The 24,290-nt window shown below is 73.5% G+C and carries 21 protein-coding genes; 7 read left to right on the top strand and 14 right to left on the bottom strand.

From position 1 onward, the window contains the following. Position 1: 1 nt before the first annotated feature. The 5 genes from BLA60_RS12635 to BLA60_RS12615 form a co-directional block, all read right to left on the bottom strand. Positions 2-1,240: an ABC transporter substrate-binding protein gene (locus BLA60_RS12635; RefSeq protein WP_075133049.1), complete on the bottom strand. Its 1,239-nt coding sequence runs from the start codon at positions 1,238-1,240 to the stop codon at positions 2-4. Between the two features lie 84 nt (positions 1,241-1,324). Then, positions 1,325-2,074: an amidohydrolase family protein gene (locus BLA60_RS12630; protein WP_075133048.1), complete on the bottom strand. Its 750-nt coding sequence runs from the start codon at positions 2,072-2,074 to the stop codon at positions 1,325-1,327. Continuing rightward, on the bottom strand, positions 2,071-2,754 hold the full coding sequence (locus BLA60_RS12625; protein ID WP_211288711.1) for an amidohydrolase family protein: 684 nt from the start codon (positions 2,752-2,754) through the stop codon (positions 2,071-2,073). Before BLA60_RS12625 ends, BLA60_RS12630 begins: the two co-directional genes overlap by 4 nt. Before the next feature lie 56 nt (positions 2,755-2,810). Then, positions 2,811-4,016, bottom strand: coding sequence for a DegT/DnrJ/EryC1/StrS family aminotransferase (locus BLA60_RS12620; protein ID WP_084734883.1), 1,206 nt, complete (start codon positions 4,014-4,016; stop codon positions 2,811-2,813). A 31-nt stretch (positions 4,017-4,047) separates the two neighbouring features. Beyond that, the gene (locus tag BLA60_RS12615) at positions 4,048-6,057 is read right to left on the bottom strand and encodes a Vgb family protein (protein ID WP_075133047.1); all 2,010 of its coding nucleotides are present in this window, start codon (positions 6,055-6,057) and stop codon (positions 4,048-4,050) included. A gap of 81 nt (positions 6,058-6,138) precedes the next feature. Here BLA60_RS12615 and BLA60_RS12610 point away from each other — a divergent pair, with 81 nt between their 5' ends. The 3 genes from BLA60_RS12610 to BLA60_RS12600 are packed head-to-tail and all read left to right on the top strand — an operon-like array spanning position 6,139 to position 9,092. Beyond that, the gene (locus tag BLA60_RS12610) at positions 6,139-6,861 is read left to right on the top strand and encodes an NAD-dependent epimerase/dehydratase family protein (RefSeq protein WP_162292952.1); all 723 of its coding nucleotides are present in this window, start codon (positions 6,139-6,141) and stop codon (positions 6,859-6,861) included. A gap of 10 nt (positions 6,862-6,871) precedes the next feature. After that, a complete protein-coding gene (locus BLA60_RS12605) occupies positions 6,872-7,828 on the top strand; it encodes an acetylxylan esterase (protein ID WP_075133045.1) in 957 nt (318 codons plus the stop codon). Between the two features lie 52 nt (positions 7,829-7,880). Continuing rightward, positions 7,881-9,092 (top strand): helix-turn-helix domain-containing protein, encoded by a 1,212-nt coding sequence (locus BLA60_RS12600; protein WP_075133044.1) that lies wholly within the window; start codon positions 7,881-7,883, stop codon positions 9,090-9,092. A 4-nt stretch (positions 9,093-9,096) separates the two neighbouring features. Here the strand turns inward: BLA60_RS12600 and BLA60_RS12595 are convergent, their stop codons facing one another. The 6 genes from BLA60_RS12595 to BLA60_RS12570 all read right to left on the bottom strand — a co-directional run bounded on the left by BLA60_RS12595 (position 9,097) and on the right by BLA60_RS12570 (position 16,448). Continuing rightward, positions 9,097-10,140, bottom strand: coding sequence for a dihydrodipicolinate synthase family protein (locus tag BLA60_RS12595; RefSeq protein ID WP_075133043.1), 1,044 nt, complete (start codon positions 10,138-10,140; stop codon positions 9,097-9,099). Between the two features lie 2 nt (positions 10,141-10,142). After that, positions 10,143-11,150 (bottom strand): NAD-dependent epimerase/dehydratase family protein, encoded by a 1,008-nt coding sequence (locus BLA60_RS12590; protein WP_075133364.1) that lies wholly within the window; start codon positions 11,148-11,150, stop codon positions 10,143-10,145. A 63-nt stretch (positions 11,151-11,213) separates the two neighbouring features. Further along, entirely contained in the window at positions 11,214-12,398 is a 1,185-nt protein-coding gene (locus BLA60_RS12585) for a DegT/DnrJ/EryC1/StrS family aminotransferase (RefSeq protein ID WP_075133042.1), read from the bottom strand. A gap of 3 nt (positions 12,399-12,401) precedes the next feature. Beyond that, positions 12,402-13,163 carry an amidohydrolase family protein gene (locus BLA60_RS12580; RefSeq protein WP_075133363.1) on the bottom strand — a complete coding sequence of 254 codons (762 nt, stop codon included), beginning with the start codon at positions 13,161-13,163 and terminating at the stop codon, positions 12,402-12,404. After that, on the bottom strand, positions 13,160-13,912 hold the full coding sequence (locus BLA60_RS12575; protein WP_154814311.1) for an amidohydrolase family protein: 753 nt from the start codon (positions 13,910-13,912) through the stop codon (positions 13,160-13,162). Before BLA60_RS12575 ends, BLA60_RS12580 begins: the two co-directional genes overlap by 4 nt. Position 13,913: 1 nt before the next feature. Beyond that, positions 13,914-16,448: an outer membrane protein assembly factor BamB family protein gene (locus BLA60_RS12570; protein ID WP_154814310.1), complete on the bottom strand. Its 2,535-nt coding sequence runs from the start codon at positions 16,446-16,448 to the stop codon at positions 13,914-13,916. A gap of 152 nt (positions 16,449-16,600) precedes the next feature. Here BLA60_RS12570 and BLA60_RS12565 point away from each other — a divergent pair, with 152 nt between their 5' ends. Beyond that, entirely contained in the window at positions 16,601-18,895 is a 2,295-nt protein-coding gene (locus BLA60_RS12565; protein WP_075133039.1) for an outer membrane protein assembly factor BamB family protein, read from the top strand. On the opposite strand, the gene pip is transcribed toward BLA60_RS12565, so the two are convergent. Then, positions 18,896-19,846: a prolyl aminopeptidase gene (gene pip, locus BLA60_RS12560; RefSeq protein WP_211288710.1), complete on the bottom strand. Its 951-nt coding sequence runs from the start codon at positions 19,844-19,846 to the stop codon at positions 18,896-18,898. A gap of 33 nt (positions 19,847-19,879) precedes the next feature. Between pip and BLA60_RS12555 the strand changes: the two genes are divergently transcribed. Next, entirely contained in the window at positions 19,880-20,815 is a 936-nt protein-coding gene (locus tag BLA60_RS12555) for a glutathione S-transferase family protein (RefSeq protein WP_075133037.1), read from the top strand. Positions 20,816-20,832: 17 nt separating this feature from the next. Further along, positions 20,833-21,360, top strand: a complete 528-nt coding sequence (locus tag BLA60_RS12550; RefSeq protein WP_245811953.1) for an SRPBCC family protein — start codon at positions 20,833-20,835, stop codon at positions 21,358-21,360. On the opposite strand, the gene BLA60_RS12545 is transcribed toward BLA60_RS12550, so the two are convergent. Together BLA60_RS12545 and panB are read right to left on the bottom strand one after the other, a co-directional pair. After that, a complete protein-coding gene (locus BLA60_RS12545) occupies positions 21,354-21,986 on the bottom strand; it encodes a dihydrofolate reductase family protein (RefSeq protein WP_075133036.1) in 633 nt (210 codons plus the stop codon). The genes BLA60_RS12550 and BLA60_RS12545 overlap by 7 nt on opposite strands. A 123-nt stretch (positions 21,987-22,109) precedes the next feature. Further along, positions 22,110-23,003: a 3-methyl-2-oxobutanoate hydroxymethyltransferase gene (panB, locus tag BLA60_RS12540; protein ID WP_075133035.1), complete on the bottom strand. Its 894-nt coding sequence runs from the start codon at positions 23,001-23,003 to the stop codon at positions 22,110-22,112. 326 nt (positions 23,004-23,329) lie between these two features. Between panB and BLA60_RS12535 the strand changes: the two genes are divergently transcribed. Next, positions 23,330-24,286 carry a helix-turn-helix domain-containing protein gene (locus BLA60_RS12535; RefSeq protein WP_075133034.1) on the top strand — a complete coding sequence of 319 codons (957 nt, stop codon included), beginning with the start codon at positions 23,330-23,332 and terminating at the stop codon, positions 24,284-24,286. Positions 24,287-24,290: the final 4 nt, after the last annotated feature.

Genomic DNA, 24,290 nt, shown 5'->3' with positions numbered 1-24,290 from the left:
CTCACCTGGCGAGCACCGGGTCCGCCTCGGCGGCGGCGTCGGCCAGCGCCTGCTCGGGCGTCTTCTTGCCCAGCAGCACCGCCTGCACCTGCGGGGCGAGGATCGACATCACCTGGCGGGCGGCCGGGTGCGCGTCCCCTGGGTTGGCGAACTCCAGCGCGCCGGCGAACACCTCGACGCCGGGGCCCTGCGCCGGCATCTGGACGTCGGTGCGCGCGGGGAAGAACCCGGACGCCTCGGCGAGCTTCGTGGCGGTGTCGGCGCTGGACAGGTACTTCAGGACCGTGGCGACGGCGTCGGTGTTCTCGGTGGCGTGCGAGACCGACAGGGCGCCGGGGATGCCGAAGGTGACCTGGGCGTCGTCGGTCAGCGGCGGGATCGGCACGGCGGTGTCCTCGCCGAGCGCGGTGATCAGCTGCTGGGCGGTGGCCAGGTCGGCGCCCTGCAGGACGGCGGCCTTGCCGTTGGTGAACGCGCGCCCCTCGACGGTGTTCTTGGTGGTCGGCGCGTCCTTGGGCAGCCCACCGGCCTCGTTGAGGTCGGCGAGCAGCTGCAGGGCCTTCACCCCGGCGGGCTCGTCGAAGGCGACGGACTTGCCGTCGTCGGAGAACACCTGGCCGCCGGCCTGCCACAGCAGCGGGTAGAAGGTGAGGTTGAGGGTCTCCTCGGGGTCGCCGGGGTAGTCCAGGACCGGGATGCCCTTGGCGGCCAGCGGGCCGGCGGCCGCGACCAGGTCGTCCCAGGTGGCCGGCGGTTCGGTGATGCCGGCCTCGGCGAACAGCGCCTTGTTGTACATGGGCGTGACGACCGTGTGGTAGATCGGCGCGCCGTAGAGCTCGCCGTCGACGGTGAGGGCCTGGACGGCGTTGGGCAGGAACGCGTCGACCTCGTCGGCGACCAGGTCGTCGACCGGGAGCAGTGAGCCCTGCTCGGCGTGCTGGGGGATCTGGTCGGGGGAGAGCAGCACGATGTCGAAGCCGGTGCCGGAGGCCAGGGCGGTGGAGATCGTCTCCTGCCGGCCGTCCCACGGCTGGAGCTCGATGGTGAGGTCGATGTCGGAGTTCGCCTTCTCGAACTCCTGCTCGACCTCGGTCCAGAACGTCCTGCTGGCCTCCTGGTCGGCGATGACCGGGTACATCCACATGGTGACCGAGGAACCGTCGCCGGTCCCGGAGTCCCCACAGGCCGCCACGACGAGACCGAGCGAGAGCGCCAGGCTGGCTGCCGCCACCTTTCTCATGGGCGCTTCCTTCCTAATAGCGGTCCGGACCGAAATATAGACCCGGAATCTATGGGAAGGGTTTCCCGACGTCAATAGGCCGGACTAGGCCGTGCGCACGGGGATACCGAACAACTCCGAGGCGTTGCGCCACAGCATCCGCTCGCGCTCCTCGTCGTCCGGTTCCGCGTCGGCGACCATGCCGAGCGAGACCGCCGGGTCGATCAGCGTGGCGTCGGTGCCGAACAGCACCTGGCCCGGCGGGACCCGGTCCAGCGCGTACCGGACCTTGCCCCGGTCGGTGATCGAACAGCACGGCTCGACGTAGAGCCGCTCGCAGCGGACGGCGGCGGCCACGCCCTCGCGCCACGCCGGCCCACCCATGTGCCCGGCGACCAGGCGCAGCGACGGGTGCGCGTCCAACACGTCCAGCAGTGACCAGACGTCGGCGCCCCAGGTGTGCACCAGCGCCGGCACCCCGGCGTCGGCGACCAGCCCGAGCGCCTCGCGCATCGCCGTGGAGCCAAGGCCCTGCGCGGGGTAACTGGTGTGGATCTTGACGCCGACGAACCGGCCGCCGGGCAGGTACCGGGTGAGGTCGGCCTCGGCGGCGGCGAGGTCGGTCGGGTTGACCGTCACGTACCCGTAGCGGCGTGGCCCGTCCGGCGGATCGGCGGCCAGGACCTCGGCCAGCCAGCGGTTTCCCGAGACCACGTCGTAGGTGACCGCCTCGGCCGCCGACACGATCGCGACGTCGATCCCGTACCGGCGCATCAGGTCCAGCCCGAGGTCCGGGGCGCCGACGTCCATGGCGAAGAACCACGGCCCGGCATGCGCGTGCACGTCGATGATCATGTGGTGAGCCAGCTCCGTGCCGTGCCGTGGCTGACCGTCGCCCAGTCCTGCGACGTCAGGTCCGCCAGGCGCAGGCGCAGGGCGGAGGGCGTGACGTCGAAACGGGGCAGGCCCGAGCCGTAGGCGAGGTGGTGGGCGCCGACCTCCGCCACGACCCGCTCGATCGAGTCCGGTGCGTTGAGCAGGCGGGTGGAGGCGACGAAACCGGGCTCGTCCCTGGCCAGCAGGACGAAGTCGGCGAGGTGGTAGGCGTGCACGTCCAGGAAGCAGACCCGCGCGCCGCGCCCCGCGAACGGCCGCCAGTAGCGGCGGACGTCGCCGCTGGTCAGGACGGTCAGGTCGTGGGCGGCGGTGAGGGCGGCGACGTGGCGCAGGCCGGGGAAGTCCGGCTCGGCGCCCTGCTCGGCGCAGAACAGGCGCACCACCCGCACCCCGGCCCCGGCCAGCCGGACCAGCTCCGTCTCGGCGGTCAGGGCGTCGCGCAGGTCCACGGTGCCGACTCCGATCAGCGGCGGCGACGGGTCGGCCAGGACCTCGTCGTTGCCGGAGCGGGCGTCGAACAGGCCGCCGCGCAGCGACCCGGTCAGGGCGCGGTCGATGCCGGCGGCGGCGAGCGCGGCGAGCACCGCCGGGCGGGAGGCGTCCAGGTCGTGGCGGCTGGGGACCCGGCCGACCAGCACGTCGACGTCCAGGCCGATGCGCTCGCGGCCGGCCGGGACCGGGGGCAGCAGGCTGCTCAGCGCGACCTCCCCGCCAGGTCGGTGACCGCGCGGGCGATCACGTCGACGTGCTCGTCGGTGTACCGCTCGTTCCAGTCGACGACGACCAGCGTGCGGTCGATCAGCTCCTCGGCGACCGGGCAGGTCCCCGGGCCGTAGCGCGGGACCCGGTCGGCCGGCGGGCTGGTCAGCGGGTAGCGGCTCGACCCGTACACCGGCGCGGTGGTCACCGCGGGCGCGCAGTGCAGGCCCTCGTTGAGGTAGCCGGCGCGCGCCGGGACACCTGCCTCGGTGAGGCCGGCGGCGAACTCCCGGTTGTCCGGCCCGCCGGGGTCCAGGACCAGCGGGAACAGCCACCACGCGTGCCGCTCGACGTCCCGGGGGACGGTGAGGCCGGGCAGGCCGGCGAGGGCGTCGACCAGGCGCGCGGCCAGCCGGCGGCGGGCCGCGAGCACCCCGGGGAGCTTGGTCAGCTGCGCGCCGGCGACCGCGGCCTGGAGTTCGGTCATCCGGTAGTTCAGGCCGAAGCTGACGTGGTGGCGGCCGGTCTCGCGCGGCCAGCCCTTGTCGGCGAACAGCCGCAGCCGGCGGGCCAGCGCGGCGTCGTCGGTGATCACCAGGCCGCCGTCGCCGCAGGTGATGTGCTTCCACTGCTGGAGGCTGAAGCAGCCGGCGACGCCGGTGGTGCCGGCCAGCCGGTCCTCGCCGGTGCGGGTCAGCCACGCCTGGGCGCAGTCCTCCACCAGCGCCAGGCCGTGCTCGTCGGCCAGCGCCCGCAGGGCCGCGACCGGCGCGGCGGCACCGAACAGGTGCACGGCCAGGATCGCGCGGGTGCGTGGGCCGATGGCCGCCGCCACGGCCGCCGGGTCGAGGTTTCCGGTGACCGGGTCGACGTCGGCGAACACCGGCACCGCGTTGCACGCCAGGATCGGTGCCACCGAGCCGAAGTCGCTGATCGGCGAGGTGATGACCTCGTCGCCGGGGTCCAGGCCAAGGCCGGCGACGGCCAGGTGGATGGCCGCGGTGCCCGAACTACAGGCCACCGCGTGCGCCACCCCGTGCAGCCGCGCCATCGCCGCCTCCAGGGCGGGCACCTCGCCGCCCCAGACCCCGGAGAGCATCCCGGACTCCACGACCCGCGCCAGTGCGGCGAGTTCCTCCTCGCCCAGGGTTCGCCCGGCCGCCTCGGCGACGCTGGGGAACCGGATTCCGCTGGACGTCACGTCGGGACGATAACGGGCTGGACCGCAACTATCAACGGTCGCCGTCCTCGGTCCACCGGAACAGCCGCGAGCCCCGGGCGAAGTACAGCCGACCGTCCTGGTCCTGGGCCAGGTGCGCGACCCGGTCGCCGGCCAGCTCGCGGGCCTTCCAGGTGCGGGTGTCCACGTGCCACAGCGACCCGGCGGTGACCACGAACGCCGACCGGCCACGCAGCACCATCCCGCGCTCGCTGCCGTAGCGGGTGTTCTCCTGCCCGAACAGCGCCGCCGAGCGCAGGATCCGGCCGGCGCGCGGGTCGTAGAGGAACAGCGTCCCGTCGGCCAGCCCCCAGATCCGGCCGCGCTCGTCGACGGTCAGGCCGCTGACCGCCCGCGCCCCGCGCACCGGCGTGACCTGCCGAAGGACCTCGCCGGTGGCCGGGTCGAACACGAACAGCCGCGCGTCGGTGGCCACCGGGTCGATGCCGTACCCGCCGTACACCGAGGTGCCGCCGTAGAGCAGGCCGTCGTGGGTCGCGAGCGACACCACGCTCTGGTCGGGGATCAGGTCGTGGTGCACGGTCGTGTCGCCGGTCGCCGGGTCCCACAGGGTCAGCGCGCCGCCCAGCCGCCCGGACACCGGCGCACTGCCCACCGCCATCCGGTCACCGACCTGGACGAACGCCTGCGGCCGGTCCTGCTCGTCGCCGATGGTCACCGGCGGCCCGGGGTTGGTGCCGTAGGCCCACGGCCGGTCGAGGTCGTAGTCGAGCAGGTGCCCGCCCGGGTAGCGGCCGTAGACGAGGTGGTTGTCGTAGCTGCCGAAGCCCTCGACCTGCCCGGCCGAGGCCAGCACGGTGGTGGTGGCGGTCGCCGGGTCGACGCGGGCCATGCCGGGCGGGGACAGGAACGCGCCGGCGTAGATCGCGCCGTCCGGGCCGGCGCCCAGGGCCTGCACCGGGCTCGGCGCGCCCTCCAGCCCGGACTCGCCGAGGTACTTCGTGGCCTTCGTGGTCGGGTTCCAGGCGTAGATCCGGCCGTAGTAGTAGGTCATCGCCAGGGTCTGGCCGGGGAAGTCCGGGTCGTCCAGGTCGATCCACGCCCAACTGCCGGGGAACGCGTTGGGCGCCCAGCCGATCGGCTCCCACGTGTGGGACTCCAGGTGGTAGCGGACGATGCCCTGCGCGGCGATCCGGAAGTAGACGTGCTCGCCGGCCGGGTCGGGCGGGGAGATGGCGCGCCCGGAGATGCCGGGGACGATGTCGACGAACGCGCCGGTGGCGGTGTCCAGCACGAGCAGGTCGTTGGACGGCTGGACCCGGACGAACAGCTGGTCGCCGGCCAGGGTCATGTCGTAGACGACCTCGTGGGCGGTGTAGGGGTCGGGCAGGGGGATCTGGGTGACCGCGCCGGTGGCCCGGTCGAACCTGGCCAGGCGCGCGTTGGGCTGGGTGCCGAACCAGACCGACTCGTCGGTGACGACCAGCGAGCGGCCGTAGGTCTCGCCGGCGATCAGCTGGCCGTGGTCGGTGACCGTGCCGTCGGCCGGGTCGTAGGAGATCAGCTTGCCGCCGGGGTAGGTGCCGCCGTAGATGGTGCCGTCGGGGGCGGCGGCCAGGCGCCAGATGCCCTCGCCGGGCAGCGGGGTGCCCAGCGAGGTGACCTCGGGGTCGCCGGGGGTCCAGCGGTACAGCTCGCCGGAGGTCATGCCGAAGTAGACGGTGCCCTCGGCGGTGGAGAACGTGTTGGCCCAGCTGTTGGCGCCCGACGGCAGCCGCTGACCGAAGACGATCTCGCCCGAGCGCAGGTCGGTGACCTGGAAGATCGCCGGGATCTCGTCGTTGCCGGCGTTGACCCAGTAGGCCTGGGGGCGGCCGTCGGCGTCGACGCCCTGGGACTGTTCCTGGGACAGCACCCGGCCGGCGATCGGGTCGCCGAGGTCCTGTTCGGTGCCGGTGACCGCGCGGGGCGGGGCGGCGGTGACAGCGGCGGTGACAGCGGCGGTGGCGGGGGTGACCGCTGTCGTCAGGGCCAGCACGACCGCCAGCAGTACCAGTCTCATCGGACCTCCCGTTAATACGGTCTGGGCCGTAACACGCTAAACCGGGGTTGGCATTTCGGGCAAGGCCGTAACATGCGGTTCGTGCGAGTGGTGTTGATCGGCGGCGCCGGGATGGTCGGCCGCCTGCTGTGCGCTCACCTGACCGGCCACGACCTGGTCGTGCTCGACCCGGCCGCCGAAGGCCCGGGCGAACACGTCGCCGCGGACCTCACCGACCCGCGCGCCCCGGCCGTGATCGCCGGCGCCGACGCCGTGGTCCACCTGGCCGCCGTGGTGCCCCGGACCGCCGACCCGGCCAGGGTCAGCGCCGCGTACGCGGTCAACGTCGGCTCGACCCACCTGGCCCTCGACCTGGCCGGGCGGCACGAGCTGACGGCGTTCGTGCACGTCAGCACCATGTCGGTGTACGCGGATTACGGCCGGGTGCCGGTCGACCCGGCCGCGCCGCCGGACGCCGTCGAGCCCTACGGACTGTCCAAACGCCTGGCCGAGGAGGTCTGCCGCACCCTGGCCGCCCGGGCGCCCCGGCCGGCGGTCTGCTCGCTGCGCCTGGCCTACCCGACGCCCGACGCGGACTGGCCGGCCTGGCGCCGCCCCGACAGCGGCGAGCTGACCCGGCCCCGGCTGGCCGACGGCACGCCGAGCGCCGCGCTGGCCGCCGGCGACCTCGCCGCCGCCGTCGAGGCCGGCCTGCGCCACCGGGGCGGCTACCGCGCGTTCCCGGTCGTCGGCGACCCGCGCACGCTCACCGGGACCGACGACACCGCCGAGGTGCTGGGCTGGGCCCCGGCACGCACACCCTGACGAGGCGCCGATGCCGCTGTTCGACCTGCCGCTGGAACGGCTGTGGGAGTACCTGCCCGACCGCGACGAGCCCGCCGACTTCGACGCGTTCTGGGCGCGGACCATGACCGAGGCCCGCGCCCACCCGCTCGACCCCGTACTGGTGCGCCAGGACGGCCCGTTCGCGCTGGTCGACGTGTTCGCGGTGGAGTTCGCCGGCTTCGGCGGCCACCGGATCGGCGGCTGGTTCCTGCGCCCGCGCGGGCACGCCGGCCCGCTGCCCTGCGTCGTGCGCTACCTCGGGTACACGGTCGGGCGCGGCCGGCCGCACGAGTGGCTGGCGCTGCCCGCGTGCGGGCTGGCGACCCTGGTGATGGACACCCGGGGCCAGGGCGGCGACACCCCGGACCCGGTCGGCGGGACCGGCGGCGAGGTGCCCGGCTTCCTCACCCGGGGCCTCGGCGGGCCGGACACCTACTACTACCGGCGGGTCTACACCGACGCGGTCCGCGCGGTCGAGGCCGCGCGGGCGCTGCCGGGCGTCGACCCGGACCGGGTGGCGGTGCTGGCCGGCAGCCAGGGCGCCGGGGTGGGGCTGGCGGTGGCCGGACTGGCTTCGCCGTTGGTGCGCGCGGCGGTGCTGGACGTGCCGTCGCTGACGGCGTTCCGGCGGGCGACGGAAATCAGCGCGGCGGGTTCCCGGGCGGAGATCACGGCCTATCTGCGGGCCCATCGCGGACAGATCGCCGACGTTTTCACCACGTTGAGCTATTTCGACGGGCTGAACTTCGCGGCGCGCGCGACGGTGCCCGCGTGGTTCTCCGCCGCGTTGATGGACCAGGTGTGCCCGCCGTCGACGGTTTTCGCCGCCCACAACCATTACGCGGGCGAGAAACACCTGCGGGTGTGGCCCTACAACGGGCACGAGGGCGGCGGTGCGGAACAGGCGGCCGAGCACCTGGAACTGCTGGTCTCGCTACTCACCTGAGCGGGGCTAGCATTGCGGCTGGGGCCGGAACTCGACTTTTGGGGATGATGCGATGACGTTGTCGATCGGGGTGGTGGGGCCCGGAGATCTCGTCGACGACGTCGCCGCGATCTGCGAGGAACAACCCGGCGTCACCGCGCTGCGGTTCGACTACGACCACGAGTCGGCCGCCCCCGACCTCGTCGACGCGCACGGCTCGGAGGTCGACGGCTGGCTGTTCACCGGCATCCTGCCCTACCTGCTGGCCCGCGACGCCGGGAAGCTGACCCGCCCGGCGGCGTTCGTCGACTACTCCGGTGACACGCTGCTCAGCGCCCTGGTCCGGTTGCAGCACGAGGGCCACGACATCACCAGCCTGTCGATCGACACCCTGCCCTCGGCCGACGTGGCCGGCGCGTACACCGACGCCGGTCTGCCGACCGAGGGGGTGCGCACCCTGCCCTACCGGCAGAACCTGACGTCCTCGGCCGTGGTGGCCTTCCACCGGCGCAACCCGGCGCGGCTGGCGATCACCTGTCTGAGCTCGGTGTACGAGCAGCTGCGCGGGGAGCTGACCGTGCTGCGCCTGGTTCCCTCGACGCACTCGGTGCGCCTGGCCCTGCGCCAGCTGCTGCCGGCGGCCGAGGGCCAGGTCACCGAGGACGCCCAGATCGTGCTGGGTCTGGTGGAGGTCAGCGACGACGACGGCCTGCTGCGTGAGGCGGCGGCGTTGGGCGGGACGGTGGCCGCCTACCGGTCGGGGGTGCATCTGCTGGTGACGACCCGGGGCCCGCTGCACGAGGTCACCGGCGGTTTCACCCGGTTGCCCATGCTCTCGCGGCTGGCCACCAACCAGTCGATCGTCCACATCGGACTCGGCATGGGTCGTAGCGCGGCCGAGGCGGAGAGCCTGGCCCGCCGGGCGCTGGCCCGCGCGCGGCGCATCGGCGACGTCGCGGCCGTGCTGTGCCTGCGCGCCGACACCGACATCGTCCTGGAGTCCGGGACGCCGCAGACCACCGCCGCCCCGAACCTGGCCGTGCTCAGCCGCCGCGTCGGGCTTTCCGTCGCGACCCTGGAGAAGCTCTACGCCGCGGCCGACGCCGGCGAGGACGCCCAGCTCAACACCCGCGAGATCGCCGACCGGCTCGGGGTGCAGCAGCGCACGGCCCGCCGGATGCTCAACCGCCTGGAGCTGGCTGGCCTGGCCGAACGCACCGGCAGCCAGGCCAGCGGCGGCAGCGGCCGCCCGCTGACCCTCTACCGGCTCACGCTGCGCCCCTGAGCGGTCAGGACAGCCAGCGGTCCAGGTGGCTCTCGACGAACTCGTCGTCCTGCAACCACGGGTAGGCCGACAGGACCCGGTCGATCTCGGCCAGCTGACCCGGCGAGAGCTCCTCGGCCGGGTCAAGGCACCAGCGACCGGCGAGCAGGCCCTGGCGGCGCAGGACCTCGTGGATGCCCGGGATGCAGCCGTGGAAACCGTTGGCGGAGTCGAAGATCGCGGCGTTGGCGTCGGTGAGCTGGCCGTCGAGGGTGAGCAGGCGACGGGTCTGCGCCAGGTCACCGGCGCGGGCCAGGCGCGTCTGTTCGAGCAGGGTGACGGCCTGGCGCACCCACAGCGACCACTGGCCGAGCAGCCCGCCGACGAACTCGACCGCCACCCGCCGGTCGCCGACCACGACCTGGTGGGAGGTGATCAGGTCGGCCAGGATGTGGTCGTCGTTGCCGGTGTAGAGCGACACCTCGTCCTCGCGGCCGGCCTGGGCCACGCCGTGCAGCACGTCGAGGGTGCGGTAGCGGTCGAACGGCGCGACCTTGATGCCCACGACGGTGTCCACGGCGGTCAGCCGCGACCAGAACGTCCGGGACAGCACCCGCCCGCCGACCGAGGGCTGGAGGTAGAAGCCGATCACCGGCAGCACCGCGCCGACCGCCCGCGCCCGGTCCAGCAGCGCGTCCTCGTCGAGGTCGGGGTGCGGGGCCAGCAGGACCATGTCGTAGCCCAGTGACGCGGCCAGCTCGGCCTCGGCGACGGCCTGGCTGGTGGGGCCGACGACCCCGGCGACCAGCACCGTGCGCCGCTCGTACTCGTGGGCGGTGGTGGCCGCCAGTTCCAGGACCGGGGCCAGCAGGTCGGTGCCGTGGATGGCGAACTGGGTGGTGTGCACCCCGACGGCCAGCCCGCCGGCGCCGGCCTCGACGTAGTACCGGGTCAGCGCGCGCTGGCGGCGTTCGTCGAGGCGCCGGTCGGCGGTCAGCGCCAGCGGGTGGGCCGGGATGACCACCCCGGACCGGAACAGCTCGCGCGCGGAGGTGGCAGTGGTGGTCACGCTCAGAACCGTCCGTCTCTGCGCTCGAACTTGGTTGGCTTGTCCAGCAGCCGCCCGCCGTCGGTGACCCAGCGTGCGGTGTGCTCGATCAGCTCGGCGGGGGTCAGCTCGGGGTAGCCGAAGTGCCGCAGGCAGCGGGCCGCGTTGGACAGCAGCGCGGTCGGCGACTCGGTGCCGGTGAAGGTGACCTCGCGGCCCATCGCCTCGGCCAGCGCGGTCGCCGCCCAGCGCACCGACACGACTTCGGGGCCGGTGACGTTCAGGACGGTCGGCGGGGTGTCGGCCAGGCGCAGCGAGCGCAGCGTGACCTCGTTGGCGTAGCCCTGCCAGACGACGTTGACGCAGCCCGTGCCCAGGTCGACCGGTTCGCCGGCGTGGACCGACCTGGCGAGGTCGACGAGCACGCCGTAGCGCAGTTCGACGGCGTAGTTGAGCCGGATCAGCGACAGCGGGGTGCCGTCGCGGCCGGCGAAGTGGGTGAGGATCCGCTCGCGGCCAAGGCAGCTCATGGCGTAGTCGCCGACGGGGGCGACCGGGGTGGTCTCGGTGGCGCCGCCGGAGCCGGCGGGGGTGAACGGGTAGACGTTGCCGGTCGACAGCGCGGCGATGCGGCTGCCCGCGAAACGCTGGGCGACCCGGCCGGGCAGGTAGGTGTTGGTGAACCAGGCGGCCGACTCGTTGCCGGCGGTGCCGAACTTGGCGCCGACGAGGAACACGATGTTGGCCGCGTCGGGCAGTGCGCGCAGGGCGTCCTCGTCGGCCAGGTCGGCGACGACCGGTTCGGCACCGGCGTCCGCGAGGCCGCGCGCCAGGCCGGGTTCGGTGAACCGGGACACCGCGAGCACCCGCCGGCCGGCGGGCATCGCGTTGCGGGCCAACCGGACCAGGCTCGGGCCGAGCTTGCCGCCCGCGCCAAGGACCATCAGGTCGCCCTCGAGCGCGGCGAGGTCCTCGACCAGGCCAGGGCTCGGTGCGGCGAGCCGCGCCTCCAGCTCGGCTTCGGTACGCATGACCACCCCCTCTAGTTTCGGACCAGACCGTAATTCAGTGCCGAGGATGGTGTCAAGACCGGTTCAGGACCGGCCGAACGCCCGGGGATCGGCCACCACACGCTCCAACGCGGCCAGCACGTCACCCACCCCGGCGGCGCCCGACATCAGCACGTCCTGACGCAGCCACAGCACCGACGCGGCCGCCCGGTCCACCCCCGGCGCGTCGAGCACCACCGCGTTCTCCGCGACCGGCGTGATCCGCCCCAACCCCGGATAGCCGGCGTCGGCCGGCACACCCTCGGCCGCCAGCGCCCGCACCACCCACGCCTTGTCGACGTGCTCGTCCAGACGCAGCAGCAACAGGTGCCGGGTGTTGCGGGTGGTGCCCTCCGGATCGCCGACCACCCGCACCGGCAGCTCACCGGTCAACGCGGCGGCCAGACCGGTGGCGAACTCCTCCCGCCGGTCGATCTCGGCGTCGAGACGATCCAGCCACGGCGTCAGCAACGCCGCCTGCAACTCGGTCATCCGCAGGTTCCAGCCCAGCTCGGCGTGGTGGTACCAGGCGCCGCCGCGCACCCGCCCGAGATTGCACACCGACCACGCCGCGTCGGCCAGCGCCGCGTCGTTGGTGGTGATCAGCCCGCCCTCGCCGGCCGACATCGCCTTGCTGGCCTGGAAACTGAACGTCGCCGCGTCACCGAGACCGCCGACCGGCCGGTCGCGGTAGGCCGCGCCGTGCGCCTGCGCCGCGTCCTCCACCACCGCCACCCCCGCGCGGGCGGCCAGCGCCGTCAGCTCGTCCATCGGCGCCGGGCTGCCGGCCAGGTGCACCGGCATGATCGCCCGCGTGCGGTCGGTCAGCGCCGCCTCGACGGTGGCCGCGCTCAGGTGCAGGTGGTCGGGGTCGACGTCGGCGATCACCGGCCGCGCCCCGGCCAGCAGCACCGAGGTCGCCGACGCGACGAACGTGTAGCCCGGCACGATGACCTCGGCGACCTCGTCGCCCTCACCGACACCGGCCGCGCGCAGCGCCGCGAACAGCGCCAGCGTCCCGTTGGCCACCGTCACCCCGTGCGCGCAGCCATGCCGGGCGGCGAACGCCTCGGTGAACTCCGCGCAGCGCCGCCCGCTGGTCGAGCCCCAGTGCCCGCTGTCGACGACCTCGCGCAGCAGCGCGTGCTGCTCGGGGGTGGCGGCCGGCGGCCAGGACGGCCAGCCCTCGGCGCGCACCGGGGTGCCGCCGTCGATCGCCAGGGTGGTCATGTCTCACCTCTCGGGGTTCAGGCGTGCGCCGAGCAGGCGCGCGGCGTTGCCGCCCAGCACGAGGTCACGCTCGTGCGCGGACAGCCGGGAGTTGACGACCTTGCCCAGCCCGGCACGCGGGTCAAGGAAGGTCGCGTCGGTGCCGAACAGCACCCGCTCGGCGCCGGCGATCGCGACCAGCCGCTCCAGCCAGCGCGCCGTCAGCCGCGACCCGCAGATCTCCAGGTACAGGCCGTCGTGCGCGGCGGCCAGCTCGGCGGCCCGGACGAACCCGTCCTGCCACAGTCCGGCGTGCCCGGCCAGCAGCGTCAGCCCGGGATGGCGGTCCACCACCTCGGCGAGGTCGGCCGGGTCGGAGTAGGGCGAGCGGGTCTGCGAGTGCGACAGCACCGGCACACCCCGCTCGACCGCCCGCCGCAGGTAGGGCCCGTAGCGGGAGTCGGTGACCGGGCACTCGTGGGTGTCGGGGTGCAGCTTGAACCCCCACACGCCCGGGGTGTCGAGCAGGTCGTCGGCCACCCGGGGGCCGTCGGGGTCGTGCGGGTCGGCGACCAGCCACACGCCCAGCCGCCCGGGGAAACGGGCGGCCTCGGCGAGCGCGAGCCGGTTGCCCAGCCGGGTGTCGTACCCGACGGCCACCAGGTGCGAGATGCCGGTGACGTCGATACCGATCCTGGACGAGGTCGCCACCAGCCAGTCCGCCGAGGGCTGGGGGACCAGGAACTGGTCCCAGCCGCCGACGTGCCCGTGCGCGTCGATGATCACCAGGGCCACCTCTGTCCGATCAGGGCCGCCGCGCTGCCGGCGGCGATCAGCGCCACGTCGGACTCCGGCAGCTCCAGGTGGTCGAGCAGGAACCGGGCACCGGCGTCGTCCCAGCGCGGGGCGCCGGAGCCGAACACCAGCCGGTGCGCGCCGAACCGCCGCGCCAGCCACTCCACCGCGCCGGCGGCCACCAGCGTGCCGGTCTCGACGCGCACGCCGGGCGCGGTGTCCAGCAGCTCGGCCAGCCGCCGCAGCTCGCGGTAGCCGGGGGTGAGCAGCAGCAGTCCCAGCTCGGGCCAGGCGCGGGCGAGCGCGGCGGCCGTGTCCAGCCCGCACTCGGTGACGTCCAGCGCGACCGGCACGCCGTGCCCGGCGAGCGCGGCCCACCAGGCGGACGCGACCGGCCCGTGCGGGTCGAACCGGTGCCGCCGCGGGCAGATCCGCACCATCGCCGGCGGGGTGGCGAGCAGCTCGTCCACGTCCGCCGGCCAGCCGGCGCCGGCGACCGCCGGCACGATCACCGGGACCGGCAGGAACCTGGCCCGCGCCGACCAGGTTCTCGCCGCGTCCCGCGCCGGGGCCCCGGCGGGGTCGCCGAGCAGCTCGGCGCTGGTGGTCACCGCGCAGGCGTCGATGCCCAGGTGGTCCAGGTCGGCGAGCAGCCCGGCCGGGTCGGCGGCGGGTTCGCCGGGCACCGGGCCGGCGATCCGGTGCGCGTCGAAGACCCGCACTCCCTCAGCGCTCGACATCTCAGTGCCCGACATCGGACCGCGCCGCCGCCGCGACGACCGCGCCGCGCTCCCGCTCGGAGAACAGACCGTCCGCGAGCCACTGGTCGGCCAGGCCGGCGACGGTGTCCACGGCGTCGCCGTGATCGGTGAACGGCGCGGCCAGCCACACCTCGTCGAGGAACGTGCAGCCGTTGTCGCGGGCCCGGTTGGGCACCCGCGAGTCGACCGCGCCGAACCGGACGGTCGCGTACCCGGTCTGCGGCGGCGGCGGCGCGACGGTCACCGGCGCGCCGAGCGAGGCGTTGGTCTGCACCCGCCGCACCTCGACCCGGTGCGCCCCGGCCGGGAGATCACCGGGCACGGTGAACCGGTGGGTGAGCCGCCCGTCCTGGCCGGCGCGCACCGACCCGAGGTAGTGCGCCGAGGGCCGCAGCCACAGCTCGACCAGCTCGCCCGGCCCGAACCCGGACAGCGTGGCGGTCTGCTCGCCGCAGGGCACCACGGCCTCGCCGCCGGCCGTGACCCGCGCCGCCGGCCGCTCGGCCGGCGTGTACTCCCAGGCCATCGGGTCGCGCGCCAGGTAGTAGTGGCCGTTGTTGTGCGCGAAGCCGAACGACGCCGGCCGGAAGAACCGCGCGCGGTCGAGGGTGACCGGGTCGATCCGGTAGGCCGCCCCCTGGGTGACCACGTGCGGCGCGCCGTCGTACGGGTCGATCCACAGCCGGGCGCCGACCCACGCCTGCTCGACGGTGTCCCACGGGTAGTCCCCGTAGTTGCGCACCGCCTCCACCCGCCGGGTCGCGGTGTCCAGCCGGAACACCGTGACCGGGGTGTGGCTCCACAGCTTGCCGTCGCGGTCGAACGCGATCTCGCCGAGCGCGCCCTCCCCGGGCACCGGCGCGACCTCCCAGAGCTTCACCCGCCGCTGCACGTCGTAGGCGAACACCACGGCGTCGGTCTCGGTCGGGCGCGGGCCACCGGCGCCGCCGAACACCGACGTCGCGCCGTAGAGCACGCCGTCGCGGTAGGCCAGGCCGATGACGCTGTGGCCGGGCACCACGTCGTCGAACCAGTGCTCGCCGGTGGCCGGGTCGAGCAGGGTCAGGCCACCGCCGGGGTGGCCGTTGCGCGCGACCGTGCCGATCGCGAGGTAGCGGCCGGCGGAGGTCAGCGCGAAGGGCCGGGACTGGCCGGCGCTCTCGTACAGGCGCAGCACCCGCCTCGGGTTGATGCCCGGTTCGGTCGGCTCGTCTGGGCGGTAGCGGTAGATCTCGCCGCCGGGGTAGGTGCCGACCCACAGCGCGCCGTCGTGGCTGGTCATGCCCTCGGCCTGGCCGACCTCAGGGGCGAAACCCCGGGTCTGGCCGGTGGCCGGGTCGTAGCTGGCGAGGCCGCCGGCGAGGAAGGCGCCCGCGTACACCAGGCCGTCGGGGCCCTCGGTGATCGAGCGGATGGGTGCCGGGGCGGCGACCGCGTCGGCGGTGCGGTGTTCGAGGGCGCCGGTGGCCGGCGAGTACACGACGTAGCCGCCCTGGTGGTCCAGGCCCACCAGGCTCTGGCCAGGCCAGTCGTCCTGGCCGAGGTCGAGGAAGCCGAAGCCGCGCAGGTCGGCGACGCCGCCGACGCCGGTGGCGGTCCACTCGCGGGTCGTCAGGTCGTAGCGGTACAGCTGCTCGTCCTTGGTGAAGTAGACCGTGGTGCCGTCGGCGGCGGTGGGGGACACGGTCAGGCCGTGGGCGCCGGGGATGGTGTCGATCCACTCGCCGGTGGCGACGTCGTAGACGTACAGCGGCTGGGGGCGGCCGTCGGGGGTGGCGCGGACGAACAGCAGCGAGCCGCGCAGGTCGAGGTCGTAGACGTAGTCCAGCTCGCGGGCCGGCGCGGGCAGGTCGAGGTCGCGGTGGGCGCCGGTGGCCAGGTCGATCTCGACCAACCGGGGGGTGGCGCCGGTGCCGACGAAGGCCTTCCCGTCGCCGACGGCGATGGAGCGGGCGATCAGGTTCTCCGGTCCGGCGCCCAGCGCGCCGAGGTCGGTGGTCCGGCCGGTGGCCGGGTCGTGGCGGAAGGCGTGCGCGTCGAACTGGCCGGTGGTGCCGTAGACGGTGCCGTCCTGGTCGATGTCCAGCGACCAGATGAACGTCTCGCCGGGGATCTGCTGGCCGAGGTCCTCGACGGCGGCGGCGCCGGGGGTCCAGCGGTAGAGCCGGCCCTGGGAGTAGGTGCCGAGGTAGACGTCGCCGTTGGGTGCGGTCTGGACCGCCCACGAGCCGGCGGCGCCGGGCAGCGGGAACTCGTGCTGGCGTTCGCCGGTGCGGGCGTCGACGACGCTGAGCACGGCCGGCGACCCGGAGGAGACGAGGTAGAGCCAGGGCTGGCCGTCGGGTCCGGTGCCCAGGGCCGAGCCGGGGGAGGTGACGCCGTCCAGCGGCAGCGGGCTGATCTCGCGGAAGACGGGGTCGGCGGCGGCTGCCGGCGCTGTCGGGGCGATCAGCGCCACGCTCGCGGCGACGATCGCCAGGCGTAGCGCTCGTCGGGCTCGGTGGGCTCGTCGCATAACGGCCTCCTCGGGGCGGGTTTCGGTCTGAGCCGTTATAGGACCGTACACCTCGCGGGCCAGGTCACCAGTGCCACAGTTTCGGTCTTTACCGATATTGGCCCTGGGCGTTAGAGTCCCGGACACCCCGTGGCCCCACGCCAGGAGAACCGATGAAACGCAGCGTCGTCGCCCTGCTCAGCCTCGCCATCGCCTTACCCCTGACCACGCCGGCCACGGCCGGCGCCCAGCCAGCGCCCACCAGCGACCAGGTCACCGACCGGGTCACCGAGATCGGCACGCCCCTGCAGGACGTGCTGCTCATCGGCGGCGTCGTCGCCCCAGGACCCGGCGGGCGGACCGTCCTGTGGAGCGCCTCCTCCGGCGCCCCCGCCCACCTCAACGCCGTCGACCCGAACACCGGCGAGGTCCTCGCCCGCTACCCGCTGACCGGCTCCGGCGGCTCGTGGGCGGTCACCTCGGCCCCCGACGGCAGCGTCTACGTCGGCACCTACGGCTCGGCGAAACTGTTCCGCTGGACCGAGGCCGGCGGCCTCACCGACCTCGGCCGGCCGTTCGGCGCCGACTTCGTCTGGGACGTGGCCACCGACGAGAACTCGGTCGTCTACGGCGGCACCTCCTCGGGCGGCTCGCTGTTCTCCTACGACCCGGCCACCGGCCAGTTCCGCGACTACGGCCAACTCGACCCGGAGCGCCTCTACGTCCGCAGCGTCGACACCCACGGCGACACCATCTACGCCGGCACCGAGAACCCCGGCCTGGTCTACGCCGTCGACAAGAACACCGGCGAGCGCACCGCCCTGCCGCTGCCCGAGGACCTGACCGACCACGACAAGTCCTGGGCCTACGACGTCGACGTGGTCGGCGACCACCTCTACGTGCGTTTCGGCGAGGCGTTCCCGGCGCCGCTGCACGTCTGGGACATCACCGCCGGCCGGTGGGTCGACCGGATCGAGAACGTGCACGGCCTGGAACCCTCGCCCGCCGACACCGGCGGCGAGGTCTACCTGATCCGGTCCAACGAACTCGTCCGCTACGACCCGGCGACCGGCGAGCTCACCGAGACCGGCGTGCCGTTCACCGGCCGGGTGGCCAACACCCGGGGCATCGGCTGGGCCGAGCTCGACGACCCCGACTACCCGGGCCAGAGCCTCGTCGGCCTGCTGTGGCGCGGCCAGATGTTCCGCTACAACCCGGAAACGGGCGCCTCGTCGTTCCTGCCGACGGCCGTGCAGGGCGAGCCGATCGACATCACGACCCTGGCCGAGGGCCCCGACGGCCGGGTCTACACCGGCGGTTTCCTCAACGGCGGGTTCGCCGCGGTCAACCCCGACAGCGGCGCGATCGAGGAGTTCAACACCTTCTCCCAGTCCGAGGGCATGCTCAACCACAACGGCACGCTCTACGTCGGCGCCTACCCCGACGCGCGGGTCTACGCCTACGACCCGGCGCTGCCCTGGCACAGCCCCGAGTACTCGCCGCACCCCGAGCCCGGCCACGCCGACAACCCCAAGCGGCTGTTCGACTTCAAGGCCCAGCGCCAGATCCGCCCGCGCGCGCTGACCGGCGCCGGTGACCTGGTCGCGGTCGGCACGCTCGCGGTGCTCGGAGAACTGGCCGGGGTGCTCGCGCTGTACGACCCGGCCACCGGTGAGCTGGTGACCAGCGAACGCGGCGTGGTGACCGACCAGGGCATCGAGGCGCTGGCCTACCGCGACGGCGTCCTCTACGGCGGCACCACCATCTACAGTGGACACTCCGCGACGCCGCCGACGCAGACCGAGGCGAAGGTGTTCGCCTGGTCGGTCGCCGAAGGCCGCAAGCTGTGGGAGTTCGTGCCGGCGCCCGGCAAACCGACGATCCCCGCGCTGAGCTTCGACGACCAGGGCCGGCTGTGGGGCGTGGCCGGCCAGGAGGTGTTCGCCGTCGACGTGGACACCGCCGAGGTCACCGTCCGGCACAGCTACGGCTCGTCCACCAGCTCGGCCGGCTCCCTGGAGTACAACCCGGTCGACGGCCTGCTCTACGGCAGCCTCGCCGGCCGGACCCTGTTCAGCCTCGACCCCGACGGCGACGGCGAACGCACCGTGCTCGCCGACCGGGCCGTCGGCCACCTGGCCGTGCACAGCTCCGGCGACGTCTACGCCAGCTCCGGGTCGACCCTGCTGCGCTACGACACCCCGGTCTGCGCCGAGAGCGGCACCGCCCCCGACCCCCGGCCCACCGTCGTGCTCGGCACGGTCGACAGCGGTGTCACCAACCACGCCACCGGGCCCGACTGCACGGTCAACGACCTGATCCGCGACGACCGGCCCTGGTCCCACCACGGCCTGTTCGTGGCGCACGTCGGTGTCCTGGCCGCGCGGCTGGTCGAGGAGCGGGTGCTGACCTGGTACGAGTCGGTGCGGATCGTGGCCGCCGCCGCCAGGAGCGACGTCGGACGCTAGTCAGGGCCGGAACTCGTCGGTGGCCGACAGCAGGGCGTCCAGCACGCCCCGGTCGGCCACCGCGTGTCCGGCCTCGGGCAGGATCGTCAGGGTCGAGCCCGGCCAGGCCCGGTGCAGCTCCCACGCGGTGGCCGGCGGGCAGACCGCGTCGTAGCGGCCCTGCACGATCCGCCCGGGGATCTCACCGAGCTTGCCGGCGTCGCGCACCAGCTGGTTGTCGGCCAGCCAGCCGTCGTTGACGAAGTAGTGCAGCGCGATCCTGGCGAACGCCACGGCGAACGTCGGGTCGGCGTAGGTGGCGATCATCGACGGGCTGGGCACCAGCGACACCGCCGCGCCCTCCCAGTTGCTCCACGCCGCCGCCGCCCGCGCGGCCACCTCGGGGGAGGGGTCGTTGACCAGGTGGTGGTAGGCGTGCAGCGGGTCCTCACCGTCGGGCACCAGCGCGGCGAACTCGGCCCACGCCTCGGGGAACAGGTTGCCGGCGCCGCCCCGGTACATCCAGTCGAGTTCCTTGCGCCGCAACAGGAACACCCCGCGCAGGATGATCTCGTGCACCCGCTGCGGGTGGGTCTGGGCGTAGGCGGCGGCCAGCGTCGCGCCCCACGACCCGCCGAACACCTGCCATCGATCGATCCCCAGCAGCTCACGCAGCTGTTCGAGGTCGGCGACCAGGTCCCAGGTGGTGTTGGCGACCAGCCCGGCGCGTGAGGTCACCACCGACGGCGTGCTGCGCCCGCAGCCGCGCTGGTCGACCAGCACGATCCGGTAGGCCGCTGGGTCGAACAGCCGCCGGTGCAGCGGGGTGGTGTTGCTGCCCGGCCCGCCGTGCAGGAACACCACCGGCTTGCCGGCGGGGTTGCCCGAGACCTCCCAGTAGATCCGGTGGCCGTCGCCGACGTCGAGCATGCCCTGCTCGTGCGGCTCGATGGGCGGGTACAACAAGCGCATGCGCACAGTCTCCACGGCGCATAGCCTCGCGGTATGGCGACCACGCAGTTCGGCAAGGAAACCTCGGAGCGCGGCGAGTTCGTCCGCCAGGCCAACCGGTTCACCCAGCGGATCACCGCCGACGGCTCGTCGGGCTGGCGGGCCGAGCCTGGCCGGTACCGGCTGGTGGTGAGCCTGGCCTGCCCGTGGGCGCACCGCTCGATCATCGTGCGGCGGCTGCTGGGGCTGGAGGAGGCGATCTCGCTGGCGGTCGTGGACCCGATCCGCGACGAGAAGGGCTGGCGGTTCACCCTCGACGAGGGCGGGCGCGACCCGGTGCTGGGGATCGAGTACCTGTCCCAGGCCTACCTGGCCACCGACCCGGAGTTCACCGGCCGGGTCACCGTTCCGTCCATTGTGGACATCGAGTCGGGGACGGTGGTCACCAACGACTACCCCCAGATCTCGCTGGACCTGTCGACCCAGTGGCGCGAGTTCCACCGCCCCGACGCCCCCGACCTGTACCCGGCCGACCGGCGCGCCGAGATCGACGAGGTCATGGACCCGATCTTCCGCAACGTCAACAACGGCGTCTACCGCTGCGGGTTCGCCGGCTCCCAGCAGGCCTACGACGAGGCGTTCACCGCACTGTTCGGCGAACTCGACCGGCTCACCGAACGCCTCTCCGGGCAGCGCTACCTGCTCGGCGACACCCTCACCGAGGCCGACATCAGGCTGTTCACCACCCTGGTCCGGTTCGACGCCGTGTACCACGGCCACTTCAAGACCAACAGGCACAAACTCGCGGAACTGGACGTGCTCTGGGCCTACGCTCGCGACCTCTACCAGACACCCGGCTTCGGCGATACGGTCGATTTCGACCACATCAAGCGGCACTACTACGTCACCCACGACGCCATCAACCCGACCAGGATCGTCCCGCTGGGGCCCGACCTGTCCGGCTGGGACCGCCCGCACGGTCGCGCGTAGCAACGCGGAGGTGCTCTGTGCTCAAGACCCTGCCGGAGAAGAAGGCCTACCAGGAGGCGATCGCCCGCCCGTTCGCGACCGGCGAGGTGCTGCTCGACGCCTCGCCCGCCGAGGTGTACCGGCTGGTCAGCGACCCGATCACAATGGTCGGGTTCGCCGAGGAGTTCTACAAGGTGCGGTGGATCCGCGGCGCCACCGAGGCCAGGGTCGGCGCCTGGTTCGCCGGCAGCAACCGCAACCGCTGGCGCCGCTGGGTCACCCACTCGCTGGTCACCGAGGCCGAGCCCGGCCGCCGCTTCGCCTACCGGGTGCGCGCCCAGTTCCTGGTGCCGATCTCCCGCTGGGAGTACGACCTGGTGCCTGAGGGCACCGGCTGCCGGCTGACCGTCACCAACTGGCTCAAGGCACCGCGCTGGTTCGTCCCGATCGCCATCCTCATCACCGGACAGCCGGACCGGGCCGGGACCAACACCAACAACATCGCCACCACCCTGGGGCGGTTGAAGGCGCACCTCGAGTCCCGGCCGGCCACGGCCACTCAGTGAGCGGGTTCGAACGAGGCGTAGGTCGGCTCGCCGGTCGGGCGGTAGACGGTGATCACCGCCCCGGCCGGCGTCGTCCGTGACTCCACCAGCTCCAACGCCCGGGGCACGGTGCCGCCGGCGAACAGCTTCTTGCCGGTGCCGAGCATCACCGGGAAGGTCATCAGCCGGTAGCGGTCGACCAGGTTGTGCTCCAGCAGGGTCTGCACGAGCTCCCCGCTGCCCACGACCTTGATCTCGCCGCCCGGCTGCGCGCGCAGCTCCGCGACCTCGGCCGGGATGTCCTCGCTGAGCAGGATGGTGTTCTCCCAGTCGACGTCAGCGCTGGTCAGCGTGCGGGTGGCGACGTACTTGGGCATGTCGGTGAAGATCTGGCCGAACGCGTAGTCGGGGTGGTCCTCGGTGAGCTTGGGCCAGAACCCGGCGAAGATGTCGTAGGTCTTGCGGCCCAGCAGCAGCCCTTCGGTGTGCGCCATCGCCTCCCCGACGAACTCGCCCATCGCCTCGTCGAACAGCGGCGCCTGCCAGCCGCCGTGGGTGAAGCCGCCTTCGGTGTCCTCGTCCCGGGCGCCGGGCGCCTGCAGGACGCCGTCGAGGGTGAGGAAGGTCTCGACCACGATCGTGCTCATCGATTCGTCTCCTGGTGAGTTTTTCGATTCTGCCTACACGTCGCGCGACGCCGGCGCCCATCGACACCAGGAACGAAAAGAACGGCCGCCGGGTTTCCCCGGCGGCCGCTCGGCGTCGAAATGTCAGTGGAACACGTGCTCCGGGGCGGGGAACTGGCGGCCACGGACCTCGGCCGCGAACTGCTCCACCGCACCGGTCATCACGCCCGCCAGGTCGGCGTAGCGCTTGACGAACCGGGGCGCCTTGCCCTGACGCAGGCCCATCATGTCCTGCCAGACCAGCACCTGGGCGTCACAGTCCGGGCCGGCGCCGATGCCGATGGTCGGGATCTCCAGCTCGTGGGTGACCCGCTTGGCCGCCTCGGCCGGCACCATCTCCATCACCACGGAGAACGCGCCGGCCTCCTGCAACGCGATCGCGTCGGCGACCAGTTCGTCGCCGGCCGCCGCGCCCCGGCCCTGGATCCGGTAGCCGCCCAGGTTGTGCTCGCTCTGCGGCGTGAACCCGATGTGGCCCATCACCGGAACACCGGCCTGGGTGATCGCCCGCACGTGCGGCGCGAACGCCCGCCCGCCCTCCAGCTTGACCGCGTGCGCCCGGCCTTCCTTCATCATCCGCACCGACGTGGCCAGCGCCTGCTCCGGCGAGAGCTGGTAGGAGCCGAACGGCAGGTCGGCCACGACCAGCGCCCGCTTCACCGAGCGGGTCACCGCCCGCACCAGCGGCACCATCTCGTCCACCGTGACCGGCAGCGAGGACTCGTAGCCGTAGACGTTGTTGGACGCGGAGTCGCCGACCAGCAGGACCGGGATCCCGGCCTCGTCGAACAGTTGGGCGGTGTACATGTCGTAGGCGGTGAGCATGGGCCACGGCTCGCCGCGCTCCTTGAGCTCCCGCAGGTGGTGGATGCGGACCCGCCGGCCCGGCTTGGCCGGCCTGTCCGGCGCGGCCCCCGCTCCCGTGCCGTAGGGGGCGGCTACCTCGCCGCCGCCGGCGGGAACTGCTGCTGACGTCATTGTCGACCGTCCCTCCCTCGAGGCCCGTCGCGCGGGTCCCCGGGTGTTGTGGGTGGCTTACCCGTCCAGCCTCGCACCGAGGCGGCGGGCAGGCGCGGTCGTTGAGGCGAGCTTCACACGTGGCGCGAGCCGCGCTTCAGGCGCGACGCGAGTGCCGGGCGCGCGGGGTGCCGCCGTGGCGGATGGCGTTGCCGGCGTCGACGCCGTACGCGAAGTCGTTGATCAGGTCCCTGAGGTGTCGGAGGAAAGTACGCATAACACCATCGTGCGCTCGGACGACGGTCCGGGCGAGTGGCGTGAACGCCACTGTTCGATAAGATTTCGCCATGGCTGCTCCGACCGTGTCCGTCCTGGCCTACGACGGCATGACCGCCTTCGAAACCGGCATCGTCACCGAGGTGTTCGGCCTGGTCTGGCCGGACATCGACACCCCCTGGTACGAGCTGACGATCTGCACCGAACGCCCCGAGCCGGTGCGGGTCGTCGGCGGCGCCACCCTCACCACCCCCCACGGCCTGGACGCCCTGGCCGCCGCCGACACGGTCATCGTGCCCAGCGTCCACGACGTCGACGCGCCGGTCTCACCGGAGCTGGTGGCGGCGTTACGCCTGGCCGCCAGCCGGGGCGCGCGGCTGGTGTCGATCTGCTCCGGCGCGTTCGCGCTGGCCGCCGCGGGGCTGCTCGACGGCCACCGGGCCACCACCCACTGGCGCTACGCCGAGCGCCTGCGTCGCCGCTACCCGGCCGTCGACGTCGACCCGTCCCCGCTCTACGTCGACGACGGCGACGTGCTGACCAGCGCCGGCTGCGCCGCCGGCCTGGACCTGTCGCTGCACATCGTGCGCCGCGACTTCGGCGCGGCCGTGGTCAACGCGGTCGCCCGGCGGCTGGTCGTCGCGCCGCACCGGGAGGGCGGGCAGGCCCAGTACATCGAGGCCCCGGTCACCGCCGACCCCGATGACAACCGGGTCGCCACCAGCATGGCCTGGGCGCGCGACCGTCTCGCCGAGCCGATCACCGTCGAGGCCATGGCCCGCGTCGCGCTGATGTCGCCCCGGACCTACCTGCGCCACTTCGGCCGCTGCGCCGGCACCAGTCCGCTGCGCTGGCTGATCGACCAGCGGGTCCGCGCGAGCCTGCCGCTGCTGGAGGCCACCACGATGCCGGTCGAACGCATCGCCTCGGCCGTGGGCTTCGAGTCCCCGATCACCTTCCGCCACCACTTCCAGGCCGCGATGCACACCGCGCCCTCGGCCTACCGGCGCACCTTCCGGGGCGCCTGATCAG

This window comes from Actinophytocola xinjiangensis (assembly GCF_001921215.1).
Lineage (GTDB): Bacteria > Actinomycetota > Actinomycetes > Mycobacteriales > Pseudonocardiaceae > Actinophytocola > Actinophytocola xinjiangensis.
The sequence above is the reverse complement of the archived record's forward strand: the minus strand, read 5'-3'. Positions and strand labels throughout refer to the sequence as shown.

Coding starts and splice junctions, on each gene's coding strand:
- BLA60_RS12585 (WP_075133042.1), bottom strand. CDS start 12,398: ATGACCACCCTGGCGATCGACGGCGGCACCCCGGTGCGCGCCGAGGGC.
- BLA60_RS12590 (WP_075133364.1), bottom strand. CDS start 11,150: ATGCGTACCGAAGCCGAGCTGGAGGCGCGGCTCGCCGCACCGAGCCCT.
- BLA60_RS12635 (WP_075133049.1), bottom strand. CDS start 1,240: ATGAGAAAGGTGGCGGCAGCCAGCCTGGCGCTCTCGCTCGGTCTCGTC.
- BLA60_RS12575 (WP_154814311.1), bottom strand. CDS start 13,912: ATGTCGAGCGCTGAGGGAGTGCGGGTCTTCGACGCGCACCGGATCGCC.
- BLA60_RS12535 (WP_075133034.1), top strand. CDS start 23,330: ATGGCTGCTCCGACCGTGTCCGTCCTGGCCTACGACGGCATGACCGCC.
- BLA60_RS12630 (WP_075133048.1), bottom strand. CDS start 2,074: ATGATCATCGACGTGCACGCGCATGCCGGGCCGTGGTTCTTCGCCATG.
- BLA60_RS12615 (WP_075133047.1), bottom strand. CDS start 6,057: ATGAGACTGGTACTGCTGGCGGTCGTGCTGGCCCTGACGACAGCGGTC.
- BLA60_RS12565 (WP_075133039.1), top strand. CDS start 16,601: ATGAAACGCAGCGTCGTCGCCCTGCTCAGCCTCGCCATCGCCTTACCC.
- BLA60_RS12600 (WP_075133044.1), top strand. CDS start 7,881: ATGACGTTGTCGATCGGGGTGGTGGGGCCCGGAGATCTCGTCGACGAC.
- panB (WP_075133035.1), bottom strand. CDS start 23,003: ATGACGTCAGCAGCAGTTCCCGCCGGCGGCGGCGAGGTAGCCGCCCCC.
- pip (WP_211288710.1), bottom strand. CDS start 19,846: ATGCGCTTGTTGTACCCGCCCATCGAGCCGCACGAGCAGGGCATGCTC.
- BLA60_RS12555 (WP_075133037.1), top strand. CDS start 19,880: ATGGCGACCACGCAGTTCGGCAAGGAAACCTCGGAGCGCGGCGAGTTC.
- BLA60_RS12570 (WP_154814310.1), bottom strand. CDS start 16,448: ATGCGACGAGCCCACCGAGCCCGACGAGCGCTACGCCTGGCGATCGTC.
- BLA60_RS12545 (WP_075133036.1), bottom strand. CDS start 21,986: ATGAGCACGATCGTGGTCGAGACCTTCCTCACCCTCGACGGCGTCCTG.
- BLA60_RS12605 (WP_075133045.1), top strand. CDS start 6,872: ATGCCGCTGTTCGACCTGCCGCTGGAACGGCTGTGGGAGTACCTGCCC.